Genomic DNA, 17352 nt, shown 5'->3' with positions numbered 1-17352 from the left:
GCAGAGCAAGGCGTGATCGCGCAGGCAGTACATCAAGTACGACAAGCGATCACAACGCGGCTCTGCCGAGCCATAACCATTATTCGAAGTGGCAGACGTAGTCTACTGTTTCGCTCACTTCAATGTCAAAAGACGAGTTACCCGGCACAGTGAATTTTTCGCCTGCCTTATAAGTCGTCCAGTTCTCTTCGTCTTTCAGGCGCACTTTACAGACACCGTCGTTGATCTCCATCAACTCTGGCGAGCCGGTATTAAAGGTCAAGGTGCTGGGGAAGATCACCCCCACAGTACATCGCGTGCCATTAGGGAACAGCACGGTGTGACTGACGCACTTGCCATCAAAATAAATGTTTGCTTTCTTTTTAACGCTGACATGATCAAATTGTGCCATTTTTAAATCCCTGATTAATTTCAATGCGTCGCCAATAAAAGCGCGACTATATCACACAAGAAAACTGAGCGAGCGGGTCGAGATACAAGTCGCCCGCACAGCCTGTTTACATTGCGGCGACGATCTGGTCGCCCATTTCAGAACAGGAGACACGCTTGGTGCCCTCTTCGTAAATATCGCCGGTCCTATAGCCTGCCGCCAACACTTTTTTCACTGCGTTTTCAATACGGGTAGCCGCTGCTTCGTTATCAAAGCTGTAACGCAACATCATGGCGGCAGACAGGATAGTCGCAATCGGGTTGGCCAGGTTCTTGCCGGCGATATCCGGCGCTGAACCGTGCGAAGGCTCGTACAAGCCCTGTTTGCTTTCGTTCAGCGAGGCAGAAGCCAGCATGCCGATAGAGCCAGTGAGCATGGAAGCTTCGTCAGACAGGATGTCGCCAAAGATATTGCCGGTCACCATCACATCGAACTGCTTGGGATTACGGATCAACTGCATGGCGGCGTTATCCACGTACATATGGCTTAACTCAACTTCCGGGTATTCCTTGGCGACATCGATGACGATCTCTTTCCAGAACTCGGTGGTTTCCAGCACGTTGGCTTTATCGACTGAACACAGTTTTTTGCCGCGTTTCATGGCAATCTCAAACGCCACATGCGCAATGCGGCGTACTTCCGGCTCGCTGTAGATCATGGTGTTAAAGCCTTCGCGCACGCCTTCATCATTGGTGCGTATACCGCGCGGCTGGCCAAAATATACATCACCGGTCAACTCACGCACTATCATGATGTCCAGTCCGGCCACCACTTCCGGCTTCAGGGTAGAAGCATTCGCCAGTTCGGGGAACAACACCGCCGGACGCAGGTTGGCGAATAAACCCAGATCCTTGCGGATAGCCAGCAAGCCGCGCTCCGGGCGCAAAGGACGCTCCAGCGTGTCATATTGCGGGCCGCCCACGGCGCCCAGCAATACCGCATCGGCTGCCCTGCAGATGTTTTGCGTGAACTCAGGGTAAGGATGACCGTACTGGTCATAAGCCTGGCCGCCCAATGGCGCTTCGGTAAAGGTCATGTCCAGACCGTCTTTTTTCAATACTTCCAGCACGCGCAAGGCCTGGGCAACGATTTCCGGGCCTATACCATCACCGGGTAGAACTGCAATATTTAATGCCATAGGGTTTATCCTAAATAGTAATTTCAATAGTTTGAGAAACCATCAGAAACCGTCGCGAGCGATTGAGTGACTAGGCGCCCGGAGCACAGAAACCGGAATGTACATTAAGTACATGAGGATTTCGCGCACTCTTTAATCAAAGCGGCTGTAACGACGTCAATCAATTGCGCAGCAGGTTTATATGGTTTCTATGCGAATAACCAGGGTTGGGCGGCTTGGTGTTTTATCTCAAACGCCTTGATCGCATCCGCATGCTGCAGTGTCAGGCCTATCTCATCCAGGCCGTTCAGCAGGTTGTGTTTACGGGTAGGCGTGATCTCAAAACCAAATGACTGGCCGGAAGGCGTAGTCACGGTTTGTGCTTGCAGATCCACGTTCAGCGTGTAGCCCTCATTGGCCTGGCACTCCTTGAACAGCACATCCACTTGTTCGGCGCTAGCGACGATAGGCAAGATGCCGTTTTTGTAGCAATTGTTGAAGAAGATATCGGCAAAGCTGGGCGCGATCAGCACGCGAAAGCCCTGGTCTTCAATCGCCCACGGTGCGTGCTCACGCGAAGAGCCACAGCCGAAGTTATCGCGTGCCAGCAGCACTTGCGCACCCTGATAACGCGGCTGGTTGAGGACGAAATCCTTGTTCAATGGACGTGTGCTGCAATCCATGCCTGGCTCACCGTGATTGGTGTAACGCCATTCATCAAACAGATAGGGGCCAAAGCCTGAACGTTTGATCGACTTGAGAAACTGCTTGGGAATAATCGCATCGGTATCGACGTTGGCTCTATCCAGCGGACAGACTAAACCGTTTAAAGTACTAAATGCTTTCATAGTGTGCTCCTTTATACGCTGCGTACATCGACGAAATGGCCGGCGATCGCTGCCGCCGCGGCCATTTCCGGGCTCACCAGGTGAGTACGCCCACCCGGGCCCTGGCGACCTTCAAAGTTACGGTTGGAGGTAGAAGCGCAACGCTCACCTGGCTCCAGCCGATCGGCATTCATGGCCAGGCACATGGAACAGCCCGGCTCGCGCCACTCAAAACCGGCATCGATAAATACTTTGTCCAGCCCTTCTGCTTCGGCCTGGCGTTTTACCTGGCCAGAACCTGGCACCACCATCGCCAGTTTGATATTGCCGGCGATCTTCTTGCCTTTGGCGACACCGGCGGCGGCACGCAGGTCTTCAATACGTGAGTTGGTACACGAGCCTATGAATATCTTGTCCAGCTGGATATTCTCAAGTGGCGTATTGGCATTCAGGCCCATGTATTTCAGTGCATTCTCTATACTGGTACGCTTGGTCGCATCGCCTTCCTGCGCAGGATCAGGCACGGTAGAGCCTATAGGCAGCACTTGCTCGGGCGAGGTTCCCCAGGTCACTTGTGGCGCGATGTCGGCACCTTGCAGCTCAACCACTGCGTCATAGACGGCATCGGCATCCGATTGCAGTGTTTTCCAGTAAGCCACGGCTTTATCCCAGTTATCGGCTTTGGGCGCATGCAGGCGGCCTTGCAGGTAAGCAGCGGTTTTTTCATCAGGCGCAACCATACCGGCACGGGCACCGGCCTCGATCGCCATATTACACAGCGTCATGCGGCCTTCCATAGTCAGGCCACGGATCACTTCGCCACCGAATTCGATCGCATAGCCGGTACCGCCAGCGGTACCTATCTTGCCTATGATCGCCAGCGCGACATCTTTGGCAGTCACGCCTTTGCCCAGCTGGCCATCAACTTTGACCAGCAGGCGTTTGGATTTTTTAGCCACCAGGGTCTGCGTCGCCATCACATGCTCAACCTCTGAGGTACCTATGCCATGTGCAAGCGCGCCGAATGCACCATGGGTAGAGGTATGGCTATCGCCACACACCACTGTCATGCCTGGCAGCGTGGTGCCGTTTTCAGGCCCGATGACGTGAATAATGCCTTGATCCTTGTTTTTGAACGGGAAGTACACCAGGGCACCGAACTCCTTGATATTGCTATCCAGGGTCTCGACCTGCAGGCGTGAGATCGGGTCTTCAATGCCCTTGTCCCAGTCCTTGGTCGGTGTGTTATGGTCAGGGTTAGCCACAATGGAGCTATTGCGCCACGGTTTGCGCCCGGCAAGGCGCAGGCCTTCATACGCCTGAGGACTGGTCACTTCATGCACCAGATGGCGATCGATATAAATCAAACAGGTACCGTCTGCCTCTTCACGCACTACATGTGAATCCCATAATTTGTCGTACAGTGTTTTGCCTGCCATGACCGTTCCTTTCAAATCTTATATATCAAATCATACTAAATTGATAAAACACGCGCAGAATACCTAAATTTTAATACCCTTACAAGAATATGATTTATACTAGTATCAAGACTAATAGGATAATGAAATCAAATGGATACGCGACGCCAGGAGCTTGCCGAATTTCTACAGGCCATGCGCCAGCGTGGCAGCCCGGAAGCCTTTGGCTTCCCCTCCGGCTCACGCAGGCGCACGCAAGGCTTGCGCCGCGAAGAGGTCGCGCAACTGGCCGGCATCAGCGCTACCTGGTACACCTGGATAGAACAGGCGCGCGAGATCAATGTTTCACCAGACGCACTTGACCGGCTGGCTACCGCTTTAAAACTCAGCAAAACCGAGCGCAGCTATCTGTTTGATATGGCTGACAGGCGCGATCCGCAAGCGCATCAAAGCGAGGTTGATACCGCACCCGAGACTTTAGTCAGCATACTCAGCCAGATACAGGTGCCGGCTTATATCATGGGCCGCACCTGGGACCTGCTGGCCTGGAACCAGGCGGCCGCCGCCCTATTTACCGGCTTGCTGGATATAGCCTGGCCAACTGGCCAGCACCCTAACCTGCTCAGATTCGTGTTCGCCAACCCACTGGCGCGGCAATTCGTGGTCAACTGGGAGATGCGCAGCCGCCGCCTGGTCGCAGAATTCAGGGCAGATTGCCGTTCACGCCTGGAAGAGCCCGAAGTCAAACAACTGGTCGACGAACTCAGTAGCAGCAGCCCTGAGTTCGACCGGTTCTGGAAACAGCATGACGTGCTGGAAAGACAAGGCGGTCAGCGCGAGTTTCAGCACCCGCAGGACGGCCTGATCCATTTTCAGCAAGTCACATTACGTCTGGTGGAGCAGGAGCAGCTAAAACTCGTATTGTTACAACCTGTATAAGCAACAAGCAGCACACGGTCTTGGCTTATGTTATTGGGGTTGATGACTCAATGCGCTGTGACTGGCTCAGTTTATATTCGATCGCATCTTTTAGCGCCAGCCACGAAGCCTCGATGATGTCTGACGACACGCCTATGGTGGTCCAGTTGCTCTGCTGGTCGGTCGACTCTATCATGACGCGTACCTTAGCTGCCGTAGCCTGGTTGGAATCCAGCACCCTCACCTTGTAATCGACCAGCTTGATGTCCTGGATGATGGGGTAAAAAGGCTCCAGTGCTTTGCGCATCGCCTTATCCAGAGCATATACCGGGCCGTCGCCATAGGCGGTGGCTTCCGATTCCTGGTTGTTCACATAGAGCTGGACGGTGACCGCAGAATTGATGCCATTAATTGATGGTTCATGGATATACACGCTATATTGCTTGAGCCGGAAGAAAGGCTGAAACTTGCCCAGCAGCTTTTGCATCAGCAGATCAAACGAGCTTTCCGCACTTTCAAACTGGTAGCCTTCGTGCTCCAGCGCTTTCAGATGCTCAAGTATCTGGACAGCAGCATCGGATTCTTTGGTCAGACTCGGGTCTATCTGCTGCAGTTTATTCAGGATAGCGCCACGCCCCGCCACCTCAGACACCAGGATATGCCGCTGATTGCCGACCACATTCGGGCTGATATGCTCGTAGGATCTGGGGTTTTTATTCACCGCATCGATATGCATGCCGCCTTTATGCGCAAACGCATCATGGCCGACATAAGGCGCTTTATCATTAAAGGTGACGTTTGCCACCTCACTGACAAAACGTGCAGCAGCAGTCAACTCAGACAGCTGGCTGGCGGAGATACATTCCAGCCCCAGCTTCAACTGCACGTTAGGGATGATAGATACCAGATTGGCATTGCCGCAACGCTCGCCTATGCCGTTGATGGTGCCCTGTACCTGCACGGCGCCTGCCTGCACTGCAGCGACTGAATTAGCCACCGCCATCTCGCAGTCATTATGGCAATGTATGCCTATGGCCACTGATGCAAAACGTGCGACCACGGCCCGGGTGATCTCGAAGATCTCATTGGGGAAGGTGCCGCCATTGGTATCACACAAAGCCAGTACATCGGCACCGGCATCGACGGCGGCTTGCAATGTGCTCAGGGCGTATTCGGCATTGGCTTTGTAGCCATCGTAAAAATGTTCTGCATCAAACACCACTTCTTTGCCCCGGGATTTCAGGTAGGTGATGGTGTCAGTTATCATGGCCAGATTTTCAGCCAGTGTGGTGCGCAGGATATCGGTGACCTGGTAATCCCAGCTTTTGCCGAAGATGGCGACCGCCTGGGTATTGGCTGACAGCAAGGATTGCAGGTTTTTGTCTTCAGCGGCGCTGATGCCGATACGGCGGGTGCTGCCAAAGGCGATAATCCTGGCGTGTTGCAGATCCAGTTCGCCCACGCGTGCGAAAAACTCTAAATCCTTGGGGTTGGAGCCGGGGTTGCCGGCTTCGATATAGCCTATGCCCAATTGATCCAGGCGCTGTACGATCTTGAGTTTATCCTCAACTGAAAATGAAACACCCTGCGCTTGTGCTCCATCGCGCAGGGTAGAATCATAAGCAATCACACGTTGCCCGGGCATAAGGTTTATTTTTTGCGGTTATGTAGATTCGCCGCAATACGCATTCTCAAAGCGTTCAGTTTGATAAAGCCGCCAGCGTCTTTCTGGTCATAGGCGCCTTTGTCATCTTCAAACGTCGCAATGGTCGAATCAAACAGTGAATCGGTTTTACTGTCGCGGCCAACCACGATGACATTGCCTTTATACAGTTTGACGCGCACCCAGCCATTGACTGTCGCTTGTGTGTGGTCTATCAGTGTCTGCAGGGCAAGACGCTCAGGGCTCCACCAGTAGCCGTTATAGATCAGGCTGGCGTAGCGTGGCATCAGATCATCTTTCAGGTGCGCGACTTCGCGGTCCAGCGTGATGCTCTCGATCGCACGGTGTGCTTTCAGAATGATGGTACCGCCAGGGGTCTCGTAGCAGCCGCGCGACTTCATGCCTACATAGCGGTTCTCTACCAGGTCCAGACGGCCTATGCCGTGCTTGCCGCCTATACGGTTCAACTCGGCCAGTATCTCGTGCGCTTTCAGGGCTTTGCCATTCAAAGCCACGATATCACCGTTCTTGAATTCGATATCCAGGTATTCTGCTGCGTCTGGCGCTTTTTCAGGTGACACTGTCCAGCGCCACATATCTTCTTCGGCTTCTGCAGCCGGGTCTTCCAGATGGCGGCCCTCGTAAGAGATGTGCAGCAGGTTGGCATCCATGGAATACGGGCTGCCGCCTTGCTTGTGTTTCATTTCAACCGGGATGCTGTGTTTTTCGGCATAAGCCAGCAGTTTTTCACGCGACAATAGATCCCACTCGCGCCATGGCGCGATGATCTGGATATTAGGGTTGAGTGCATAAGCGCCCAACTCAAAACGTACCTGGTCGTTGCCTTTGCCGGTGGCGCCATGCGAAATGGCATCGGCTTTGGTTTCATTGGCGATCTCGATCAGGCGCTTGGCGATCAGTGGGCGTGCGATAGACGTACCCAGCAGGTATTCGCCTTCATACACGGTATTGGCACGGAACATGGGGAACACGAAGTCGCGTACGAATTCTTCGCGCAGGTCATCGATATAGATTTCCTTGACGCCGAATTTTTGCGCTTTTTCACGCGCCGGTTCCAGCTCTTCGCCCTGACCCAGGTCAGCGGTGAAAGTCACCACTTCACATTGATAGGTGTCTTGCAACCACTTCAAGATCACCGAAGTATCCAGCCCGCCGGAGTAGGCCAGAACTGCTTTTTTAATATCGCTCATTAATGCATGTTTCCTTAAAAACGTTTACCAGACAGGCACGCAGTCACAGGCTATCTCCTGTGCTGCCGGGCCGACAAGGTCAATCAACTTTGCCCAATAACAAATATTCCATCAGCGCCTTTTGTGTGTGCAGGCGGTTATGGCTACGGCCGCTAAGCTTAACCTGAAGGTTAGCCTGCGCCGAAACAGCTTGCACACCTTAAGCTAGCGCTTAAGGGACTTTTCCTAGCAGAAGGTACTCCAAGAGTGCCTTCTGCGTGTGCAATCTGTTTTCAGCTTCATCCCACACCACGCTTTGCTTGCCATCTATCACTTCGGCGGCCACTTCTTCGCCACGGTGGGCTGGCAGGCAATGCATAAACACGGCATCGGCCTTGGCGACGCGCATCATATCGGCATCGACTTGCCAATCGGCGAAATCTTTACGCCGTTCTTCATTTTCCGCCTCAAAACCCATGCTGGTCCAGACATCAGTCGTGACCAGGTCAGCGTCACGCGCGGCTTCCATAGGGTCGGCAAACGACTCGAAATGGTCAGTGCCATACAGGTTGGCGCGTTCAAACTCGACTTCATAACCCGGGGGCGTAGACACATGCACGTTGAAATCCAGCACTTCTGCCGCCTGCAGCCAGGTATTGCAGACATTGTTGCTATCACCTATCCAGGTCACGGTCTTGCCCTGGATAGGGCCACGGTGTTCGATAAAGGTGAAAATATCGGCCAGTATCTGGCACGGGTGGTATTCGTTGGTCAGGCCATTGATCACCGGCACGCGCGAATTCTGGGCAAAGCGTTCAATGATGCTTTGCTCAAAAGTCCGTATCATCACGATGTCGCTCATGCGCGAGATCACTTGTGCCGCATCTTCTACCGGTTCGCCACGACCCAGCTGGGAGTCACGCGTATTCAGGTAAATGGCAGAACCACCCAGTTGCTGCATGCCGGCCTCAAATGACAGGCGGGTACGCGTACTGGCTTTTTCAAAAATCATGACCAGGGTACGGTCTACCAGCGGCCAGTATTGTTTGTAGTTTTTAAACTGCGCTTTAATCCATTTGGCACGGGCAAAAATATGCTCTATCTCATCCCGTTCCAGATCATTAAATTGCAAAAAGTGTTTGATACTCATGATAATTCGGCGCAGTTAACTCACGCGCTTGCCTTTAAAAAGTTCAAAATCAGTGGGGCCAGCCTGTTCACCAGCTCGTCGGCCTCTTGCTTGTTCATCACCAGTGAAGGTAACAACCGTATCACCTTCTCGGAAGTCACATTAATCAGTAATTTAGCGGCCAGGCCCTGTTTTACCAAATCAGTACATGGCCTGTCCAGCTCTATGCCTATCATCATACCGGCATTGCGTATCTGTACCACACCGGCCTGCCCCTTGAGCGCAGCACTCAGCGACTGGTTGATATAGTCGCCTATCGCCTGCGCATTCTCGCGCAGGTTTTCCTCGGCAATGATATTCAGTGTCGCCAGGCCAGCGGCGGTTGCCAGCGGGTTGCCACCAAAAGTGGAGCCATGCTTGCCAGGAGTGAAAGTCTCAGCCGCCACGCCACGCGCGACACAAGCGCCTATGGGTACGCCAGAGCCCAGGCCTTTTGCCAGCGTCATCACGTCAGGCACTATGCCGGTATGCTGGAAAGCGAACCAGGTACCTGTCCTGGCGATGCCAGACTGCACTTCATCCAGCATCAGCAGCCAGCCGTTGGCATCACAGATCTCGCGCAAGCCCTGAAAGTAGGTTTTCAGGCTGGCCGGAATATGCACGCCACCTTCACCCTGTATAGGTTCAACCAAAATAGCCACCACATTGTTTTTATGTGTAGCAATGGTTTTGATCGCTTCGAGGTCATCAAATGGCACACGTAAAAAGCCACTGACCAGCGGCTCAAACCCGGCTTGTACCTTGCGGTTGCCGGTAGCTGATAGCGTCGCCATGGTCCGGCCATGGAAACTCTGGTCCATGACGATGATCTCAGGGTGGTCTATGCCCTTGTTATGTCCGTGCAGACGGGCCAGCTTGATCGCCGCTTCGTTCGCTTCGCAGCCGGAATTACAGAAGAATATCCTGTCCATGCCGGAAAGCTCGGCCAGTTTATCGGCCAGTGCCGATTGCTCGGCGATCTGGTAAATATTGGAAACATGGATAAGCCTGGCGATCTGCGCATTGAGTGCGGCGACGAATTTCGGGTGGGCATGACCGAGGCCATTGACGGCTACGCCAGACAGCGCGTCCAGATAGCGATCACCTGCAGTGTCTGTCAACCAGACGCCCTCGCCTTTGACAAACGTCACAGGCTGCCTGCCATAGGTGTTCATTAAATGTTCGGAATGCATTTCAAAACCCTTTATCAAAAAACAAAACGGCGGCTCAAGCCGCCGTAACCGTCTTAAACCGTTTAAAACCCTAATACCGCGCGATGGCTCAAACCATTCGCCATGAAAAACAACATGGGAACAGACAGCAGCATATTGGTACGCGATGCCAGCATCGCCACCCGTCGCGCCTTGTTTTTGGCCGCATCATCTGCCGCCACCAGGCCGAGGATCTTTTTCTGGTTAGGCCAGATCACACCCCAGACATTGATCAGCATGATGGTCCCCAGCCAGGCGCCTATGCCTATCGCTTCGAAGCCGTTACGCAGCATAAAGGCATCATGCATATGCGCGCCAAGCAAAGCCGCACCAGCCAGCCAGGTCACCACGGCAGACCAGCGGAACCACAGCAACGCCCTGGGTGCCACATGTTTGCTGATGCCGGCAGCCGTGCCATCAGCGGCGGCGGCTTTCAACGCCGACATTTGCACCAGGTTGAAATAATAAAGCAGGCCTACCCAGGTAATGCCTGCCAGAAGGTGTATCCACCGCGCCAGTGCCGGAACCAGTTCCATAGTCAGCTCCCGGCCACAATAAAATTTTTCAGGAAAAACACCAGTGCCACTGTCAATAACACGCCTGCAACTATGGTGCCTGCAATAGATTCCAATGGATTTTTCATGCTTCCCCCCTTTATGTCGCCAAATAGGCATGTAGCCAAATATGCACGCGTCAGCGGTAAGTCATCGGTGCATGCTGTAGTGATTCCACCTGCCCTTGCGCGGGATCTTTTTATAGTGAAATCACAATATTGGCGAATGCTGGAGATTACCGCAAAAGTGTTTATTTGACAAGTTTGCAGGGCTGCTACGGCCACTGACCACCCCATAGACGCTTTCGCAGATGATGACTGGTGTTTTTCGTTTTATAATGCGCGGCGGCATTATGATTGTGCGTTTGAGATTCAAGCGCCTCACTCTGAGGAATTCACACACCATGGCAACAACCGATATCGATGTACTGCTGGTTGGCGGCGGCATTATGAGCGCCACACTGGCGATCTTGCTGCATCGGCTGGACCCCGACCTGCAGATATGCATGGTGGAAAAACTGGATGATGTCGCCCTCGAAAGTTCAGATGCCCTGAATAATGCCGGTACCGGCCATGCCGGTTACTGTGAGCTGAACTACACGCCGAAAAACAAGAATGGCGGCATAGATATCCGTCGCGCGCTTGAGATCAACGCCGCTTTTGAAGTCTCGCTGCAATGCTGGTCTACGCTGGTAAAAGAAGGGGTATTGAACGCCGACTTTATTCAGCGGGTGCCACACCTGAGCGCGGTGTGGGGCGAACACAACAGTGCATTCTTGCGCCAGCGCCACGCACTGCTGAAAGCGCATCCACTATTCGCCGAAATGCAATGGAGCAACAAGCCAGCCACGCTGAACGACTGGATGCCATTGATGATGGCAGGCCGCCAGCACACGGATCATATGTCGGCCACCCATGTGGCGCATGGTTCGGATGTGAACTTTGGTGCGCTGACGCGGCAACTGGTGGCATACCTGAAAACGCGCTCCAACTTTACCCTGTTGACGCAGTCACGCGTCAGCAAACTGAAACAGCAAGCCAAACACCCTCAGTGGCAGGTGCATATCCAGAACCTGGCCTCCGGGCAATCGCATGCTTACAACGCCAGGTTTGTGTTTCTCGGCGCTGGCGGCGGCGCCTTGCCGCTGTTGCAGCAATCGGGCATTGCCGAAGCCCAGGGCTATGGCGGCTTCCCGGTGAGCGGACAATGGCTGATCTGTGATAACCCGGCGCTGATAAAAAAACATCACGCCAAAGTGTACAGCCAGGCAGCCGTTGGCGCGCCACCCATGTCGGTACCGCATCTGGATACGCGCATGATACAAGGCAAACCGGCGCTGATGTTCGGCCCTTATGCCGGCTTTACCACGCGTTTTCTCAAGCAGGGTTCGCGTTTTGATCTGGCCAAATCAGTCAAATTCAAAAACATCAAAAGCCTGCTCGGCGTCTGCAGGCACAATGTCGACCTGACCAAATACCTGATCAAGGAAGTATTTCAAGGGCATGAGCAACGCATGCAGGCCTTGCGCGTGTTCCTGCCCGAGGCCAGCAGCCAGGACTGGCGTTTGGCACATGCCGGGCAACGTGTGCAGATCATCAAGCGCTGCCACCAGCATTGGGGCAAGCTGGAGTTCGGCACCGAGATCGTATCTTCTGCCGATGGCAGCCTGGCAGCCTTGCTCGGCGCCTCACCCGGCGCATCGGTCAGCGTCAAAGCCATGCTGGACGTGCTGGAACGCTGTTTTGGCGACCGCATGCAAAGCCAGGCATGGCAAGAGTCATTAAAAGCGCTGATCCCCTCTTATGGAGAATCGTTGATAGACGATGCCGCCCTGCTGGCGCGGGTACGCCGCGATACTTTAAGCACATTAAATTTATCGTCATAAACAATTGATTTTATAGTTAAAAATCAGTTTTTTGCAGCGACACCTAATCATAGCAGCAAGAAAAAAAATGAATTTCACAGGCAAAAGTATGGTCCAGCCTACAAATATTTAAAAACTGAAAGCCTTTGTTTATGTCTCACTCTGCTTCTGCACACCGTCACACGCTCCCTTTTAATCTGGCCAGCCTGGGCTTGCCTAAAGCCAGCGCCCTGCTGGCTACCCTGGCCCTGGCCGGCTGTCAGGCGACTGAGGCGCAGAACAAGCCGCTAGCAACGCCGGACTTTGGCGAGCAGGTCATCATCATGGACCCATCCATGCCAGCGGAAGAGGTGCAAAACAAGCTGGACGCTATCTTTAAACTGCAGGAGAGCAACCAGTTCGGCCCCGAGCGTTATGCCGTGCTGTTTAAACCCGGCGTTTACCACAACAAGGTCAGGCTGGGGTTTTATACCCAGCTGTTAGGCCTGGGGCAGTTTCCCGATGACGTCATGCTGCAAGGCGGCATACAGGTAGAGGCCTCCTGGCATGACGGTGATGCAACGCAGAACTTCTGGCGCAGTGTGGAGAATCTGTCTGTCACGCCTGATAACGGCACCATGCAGTGGGCAGTCTCGCAGGCGTCGCCTTTGCGCCGTATCCATGTGCGCGGCAATATGCTGCTGGATGACAATGGCGGCTGGTCCAGCGGCGGTTATATTGCTGACAGCCTGGTCGATCAGCAGATCAACTCCGGCACACAGCAACAATGGCTGACCCGTAACGCCACCATAGGCAGCTGGACTAACGAGAACTGGAATATGGTGTTTGTAGGCGTGAAAAACGCGCCCGAGTCAAAAAACTGGCCTAACCCGCCGTATACAGTGGTCGAACAAACACCGCTGGTCAGTGAAAAACCGTTTTTAACCATAGATGGCAGCGGCCACTACAGCGTGTTCGTGCCCGCCTTGCGCAAAAACAGCCAGGGCGTCAGCTGGCAGGAGACGCATGTGCCAGGGGCGAACCTGCCGCTGGATAAATTCTATATCGCCAAGGCGGCGACTGACACCAGCAGCACGCTGAATGCCGCACTCAGTGCAGGAAAACATCTGTTGCTGACGCCGGGCATTTACAAGCTGGATGCACCAGTGCAGGTTAAAAACCCCGATACCGTGGTACTGGGCCTGGGTATCGCCACCCTGCTGCCCACTGCCGGCAATGTCGCGCTGTCAGTGGCAGATGTAGATGGTGTAAAGATCAGCGGTGTGCTGTTTGATGCCGGTGAAAAGAATTCTGAGGTGTTGCTGCAGGTCGGTGACAAAAAATCAGCCATCAGCCACGCCCAGAACCCTATCGCCCTGCACGATGTGTTTTTCCGGGTGGGTGGTGCCGCGGTCGGCAATGCGACGCATAGCGTCATCATCAACAGCAACCATGTCATCGGTGACAACCTGTGGGTCTGGCGTGGTGACCACGGCAACGGCATAGGCTGGGCCACCAATAAAACCAAACATGGCATTATCGTCAATGGCGACCATGTCACCATGTATGGCTTGTTTGTGGAGCATTTCCACGATTACCAGACCTTGTGGAATGGTGAATATGGCGAGGTCTACTTCTACCAGAGCGAGGCACCTTACGATGTACCTGACCAGCAAAGCTGGATGAATGGCAGTACCAACGGCTATGCGTCTTATAAAGTCGCTGACCATGTCAAACATCACAAAGCCATAGGCATGGGCGTTTACTGCTTCTTTGATACCAATACCAGCGTCAAGTTGAACAGCGCAATTGAAGCACCTAGCGGCCCTGACATACACTTTGACCACATCACCAGTGTGTCACTGGGCGGTACAGGCGAAATCACCCATGTGCTGAATGACCAGGGTGACAAGGCTAACGACAAGAACTATGTGTCCAGGATAATCCGCCAGTAAACCTGGCCTGGCGTGATCGCCACACTGCGAGCAAGGCAATGAGCCGAAAATGAGAGTCATTTTCGGCTCATTGCTTTTTTAGCGCTGCAGTTTGCGAACTTAGCGCGGCACTTTTCTATCAAGGAAATCGTGCATCAGCCGGCCTATCTGGTCGCCCTCTTCTTCTAAGGCAAAGTGGCCGCTATCCAGCAGGTGCAACTCAGCCTGTGGCAGATCCCTCAGGTAAGGCGTGGCACCGGCAGCCGGGAATATTTTGTCATTCTTGCCCCAGACGATCAGCATGGGCGGCTGATGTTTACGGAAGTAGGCCTGCCATGCCGGGTAAAGCGGTGGGTTTGTGCCATAGCTGTAAAACAGCTCGATCTGAATATCCTTGTTTCCAGGGCGGTCCAGATAGGCCTGGTCCAGCACCCAGGTATCAGGGCTCACATGCAGGGCCGCATCCCGGAAACCTTCGCTGTATTGCCACTTAGTCGCGTCCATCTCCAGCACCGGGCGCAGTTTGGCGGCATTCGCTTGCGTTTTATCCTTCCAGTAGGCTTTGATCGGGTCCCAGAACGGATTGTCTATGCCTTCCTGATAGGCATTGCCGTTCTGCACCACGATGGCGCTGATCCTTTCCGGGTGTGCAGCCGCCAGGCGATAGCCTACAGGTGCGCCATAATCCTGCACGTAGAGGGCATATTTAGTCAAACCGATCTGGCTGGTGAATTTATCCACCACTGCCGCCAGGTGATCAAAGCTATAAGTGAATTTGTCCATGGCAGGCTGACCACTTTGACCGTAGCCGGGATAATCGGGCGCAATGACATGATAACGGTCAGCCAGTTGCGGAATCAGGTTGCGAAACATATGTGACGAGCTGGGGAAGCCATGCAGAAGCAACACGGCAGGCGCATTCCTGGGCCCTGCCTCGCGATAGAATACTTTCACGCCGTCTATCTCTACCGTGTGATAAGAGACTGCCGTCTCCGGCTTGCTGGCATGGTTTGAAGTCTCTGCCGCGCTTGCCTGATGCACCGGCAAAACCAATGCGGTCATCAGTGCCGCCAGCAGCACTGGCATTTGAACAGCGATTTTAAATTTGGTGTAGTTCATCCTCTATCCTTTGTCATTGATGTCAAAAACCGAACAAACTCGGTATGACGCAATGTACCCGGATCAGGATGTGACCAACACTAGCGGGCGGTCAATACACTGTTTCGCCAAACGTAATAATGGCTGCCAGCACCAGGCCTGGCCTGGTTGGCATAGCGGTGATAAGCCTTGCCGGCATCAGGCCGATTGCTGCCCGTACAGGCGCTGGTAAACGCTGCCAGCCTGGTTCACCAGCGTGGCATGCTGGCCTTCTTCGATAATGCGTCCGGCATCAAACACCAGCACGCGGTCAGCCTCTTTCACCGCCGACAGTCTGTGGGCGATGATGATGGTGGTGCGACCACGCAGAAAGCTATGCATGGCGGCATGCAGCAAGGCTTCGGTATGCGTATCCAGCATGGAAGTCGCTTCGTCGAGTATCACCACTTGCGGCTGCTTGAGCATCATGCGTGCGATCGCCAGTCGCTGGCGCTGGCCGCCAGACAGGCGCACACCGCTGCGGCCCAGCTGGGTATCCAGCCCTTCGGGTAGATCACGGATGAACTGCGCCAGTTGCGCCACTTCCAGCACCTGCCACAAGGCGTCATCTGAATATGGTTGTTGCATGGCCAGGTTCTGCCGCACGCTATCGTTAAACAGCATAGGGTGTTGCAGCACCACACCCACATGTTCGCGTATCTGGGCATAGCCCAATTGCGCGATCGCTTGTCCATTAAACAGGATCTCGCCCTGATTGGGCGCATATAAGCCTAGCAATAGCTGCACCAGGGTGGATTTACCTGCGCCGGAAACACCGACCAGGGCCACCTGCTCGCCGGGCGCAATAGTCAGGCTGACCTGGTCAAGGATAGGGTCACCTTCGCCATAGGCGAATGTCACCTGTTTCAAGGCGATCGCTGCCGGTTGCTGGTCATTAAAGCCCTGCACCAATGCTGGGTAATGCGGCTCTTCTTCGGCTTCCAGCACCTGGTTGATACGCGTCAGCGCTGCTTTAGCGGCGTAATAGGAAAACTGTACCGTGAGTAACTCCTGCACCGGCCCCATCATGAACCACAGGTAGCCGAACACGGCGATCATTTGTCCGACTGACAGATCAGAGAACACCACCATCAGCATGGCCACGGCGCGGAATATCTCAAAGCCGAACAGGAAGATACCGAATGACAAACGCGACAAGGCATCTGATTTCCAGCCTGATGCGGTGGCGGCTTCACGCACCGCCTCGGCCGCCTGTTTGGCTTTTTCCAGAAAGCGTTTATCACTGTTGCTGGCCCGTAGCTGCTGCATGACTTCCAGCGTCTCGCTCACCGATTGCGACAACACCTCAAACGCATTGTTTTCGCGCTGCTTCCACAGTTTGACCTTTTTGCCCAGCACCATGGTCAGCGCGATCACAAACGGGTTCAGCAGCAGGATGATGAGTGCCAGTTGCCAGTGCATCCACAACAGCACCACAGCTACGCCTATCACGCTTAACACCGCCACCAGCACCTTGGCGATGGTTTCACCGAGGAATTTATCCAGCGTTTCGATATCGGTGAGCAGTCGCGCCGTGATCTGCCCTGCACCCAGGCTTTCATAGACCTGCATGCGTATGCGTGCGAGCTTGTCCAGCAGTGTTTGCCGCACGCCCAGGGTCACCTGCTTGGATAAGCCGACAAAAATGCGCGTGGTGGCGACACCCAGTAACAGGCTGCCCAGACGCAAGCTGATGGTAAGCAGCGTGACACAGATGATGATGGCGACAGGCCCCAGCCATGCTGCCGGTAACAAGGCTGCCATGGTCTGCGTGAGCTTGCCAGGCTGTTTTAACAGCACTTCATCGACCAGCAATGGCATCAGCAAAGGGATAGGCACCGCAGCCGCTGCGCCGAAAAATGCCAGCCACTGGCCTAACCACAAACGTTTAGACTGCTGGCGTAACTGCTGCCAAAGGCCAGTTAAAGTAATCATGAATCTG

14 protein-coding genes are annotated in these 17352 nt (G+C 54.1%); 3 read left to right on the top strand and 11 right to left on the bottom strand.

The annotated features are described in order from the left end of the window. Positions 1-79: 79 nt before the first annotated feature. From ppnP to leuC, 4 genes are all read right to left on the bottom strand, one after another. On the bottom strand, positions 80-391 hold the full coding sequence (gene ppnP / locus ACT6RZ_RS08690) for a pyrimidine/purine nucleoside phosphorylase (protein WP_444701730.1): 312 nt from the start codon (positions 389-391) through the stop codon (positions 80-82). 106 nt (positions 392-497) lie between these two features. Further along, positions 498-1568, bottom strand: coding sequence for a 3-isopropylmalate dehydrogenase (leuB, locus tag ACT6RZ_RS08685; RefSeq protein WP_444701729.1), 1071 nt, complete (start codon positions 1566-1568; stop codon positions 498-500). Positions 1569-1756: 188 nt separating this feature from the next. After that, on the bottom strand, positions 1757-2395 hold the full coding sequence (gene leuD, locus ACT6RZ_RS08680) for a 3-isopropylmalate dehydratase small subunit (RefSeq protein ID WP_444701728.1): 639 nt from the start codon (positions 2393-2395) through the stop codon (positions 1757-1759). An 11-nt stretch (positions 2396-2406) separates the two neighbouring features. Continuing rightward, a complete protein-coding gene (gene leuC / locus ACT6RZ_RS08675) occupies positions 2407-3813 on the bottom strand; it encodes a 3-isopropylmalate dehydratase large subunit (protein ID WP_444701727.1) in 1407 nt (468 codons plus the stop codon). Positions 3814-3945: 132 nt separating this feature from the next. On the opposite strand from leuC, the gene ACT6RZ_RS08670 reads away from it, so the two are divergent. Next, on the top strand, positions 3946-4731 hold the full coding sequence (locus tag ACT6RZ_RS08670) for a helix-turn-helix transcriptional regulator (protein ID WP_444701726.1): 786 nt from the start codon (positions 3946-3948) through the stop codon (positions 4729-4731). 25 nt (positions 4732-4756) lie between these two features. Here the strand turns inward: ACT6RZ_RS08670 and cimA are convergent, their stop codons facing one another. The 5 genes from cimA to ACT6RZ_RS08645 form a co-directional block, all read right to left on the bottom strand. Next, the gene (cimA, locus tag ACT6RZ_RS08665) at positions 4757-6355 is read right to left on the bottom strand and encodes a citramalate synthase (protein WP_444701725.1); all 1599 of its coding nucleotides are present in this window, start codon (positions 6353-6355) and stop codon (positions 4757-4759) included. 5 nt (positions 6356-6360) lie between these two features. Beyond that, complete coding sequence (locus tag ACT6RZ_RS08660) at positions 6361-7584, bottom strand: argininosuccinate synthase (protein ID WP_444701724.1); 1224 nt, start codon at positions 7582-7584, stop codon at positions 6361-6363. A gap of 211 nt (positions 7585-7795) precedes the next feature. Then, entirely contained in the window at positions 7796-8713 is a 918-nt protein-coding gene (gene argF / locus ACT6RZ_RS08655; RefSeq protein ID WP_444701723.1) for an ornithine carbamoyltransferase, read from the bottom strand. Positions 8714-8733: 20 nt separating this feature from the next. Further along, complete coding sequence (locus ACT6RZ_RS08650; RefSeq protein ID WP_444701722.1) at positions 8734-9924, bottom strand: aspartate aminotransferase family protein; 1191 nt, start codon at positions 9922-9924, stop codon at positions 8734-8736. A gap of 62 nt (positions 9925-9986) precedes the next feature. Beyond that, positions 9987-10478, bottom strand: a complete 492-nt coding sequence (locus ACT6RZ_RS08645) for a urate hydroxylase PuuD (protein WP_444701721.1) — start codon at positions 10476-10478, stop codon at positions 9987-9989. Positions 10479-10833: 355 nt separating this feature from the next. On the opposite strand from ACT6RZ_RS08645, the gene mqo reads away from it, so the two are divergent. Both mqo and ACT6RZ_RS08635 read left to right on the top strand, forming a co-directional pair. Further along, complete coding sequence (mqo, locus tag ACT6RZ_RS08640; protein ID WP_444701720.1) at positions 10834-12381, top strand: malate dehydrogenase (quinone); 1548 nt, start codon at positions 10834-10836, stop codon at positions 12379-12381. Positions 12382-12512: 131 nt separating this feature from the next. Then, positions 12513-14294: an adenylyl cyclase gene (locus ACT6RZ_RS08635; RefSeq protein WP_444701719.1), complete on the top strand. Its 1782-nt coding sequence runs from the start codon at positions 12513-12515 to the stop codon at positions 14292-14294. A gap of 99 nt (positions 14295-14393) precedes the next feature. Here ACT6RZ_RS08635 and ACT6RZ_RS08630 read toward each other — a convergent pair whose 3' ends face one another. Together ACT6RZ_RS08630 and ACT6RZ_RS08625 are read right to left on the bottom strand one after the other, a co-directional pair. Then, on the bottom strand, positions 14394-15392 hold the full coding sequence (locus tag ACT6RZ_RS08630; RefSeq protein WP_444701718.1) for an alpha/beta fold hydrolase: 999 nt from the start codon (positions 15390-15392) through the stop codon (positions 14394-14396). A 177-nt stretch (positions 15393-15569) separates the two neighbouring features. After that, positions 15570-17345 carry an ABC transporter ATP-binding protein gene (locus tag ACT6RZ_RS08625; protein ID WP_444701717.1) on the bottom strand — a complete coding sequence of 592 codons (1776 nt, stop codon included), beginning with the start codon at positions 17343-17345 and terminating at the stop codon, positions 15570-15572. Positions 17346-17352 lie beyond the last annotated feature (7 nt).

This window comes from Methylophilus sp., assembly GCF_052437885.1.
In the GTDB taxonomy this organism is placed as follows: domain Bacteria; phylum Pseudomonadota; class Gammaproteobacteria; order Burkholderiales; family Methylophilaceae; genus Methylophilus.
This window is presented reverse-complemented; position numbering and strand designations above follow the sequence as displayed.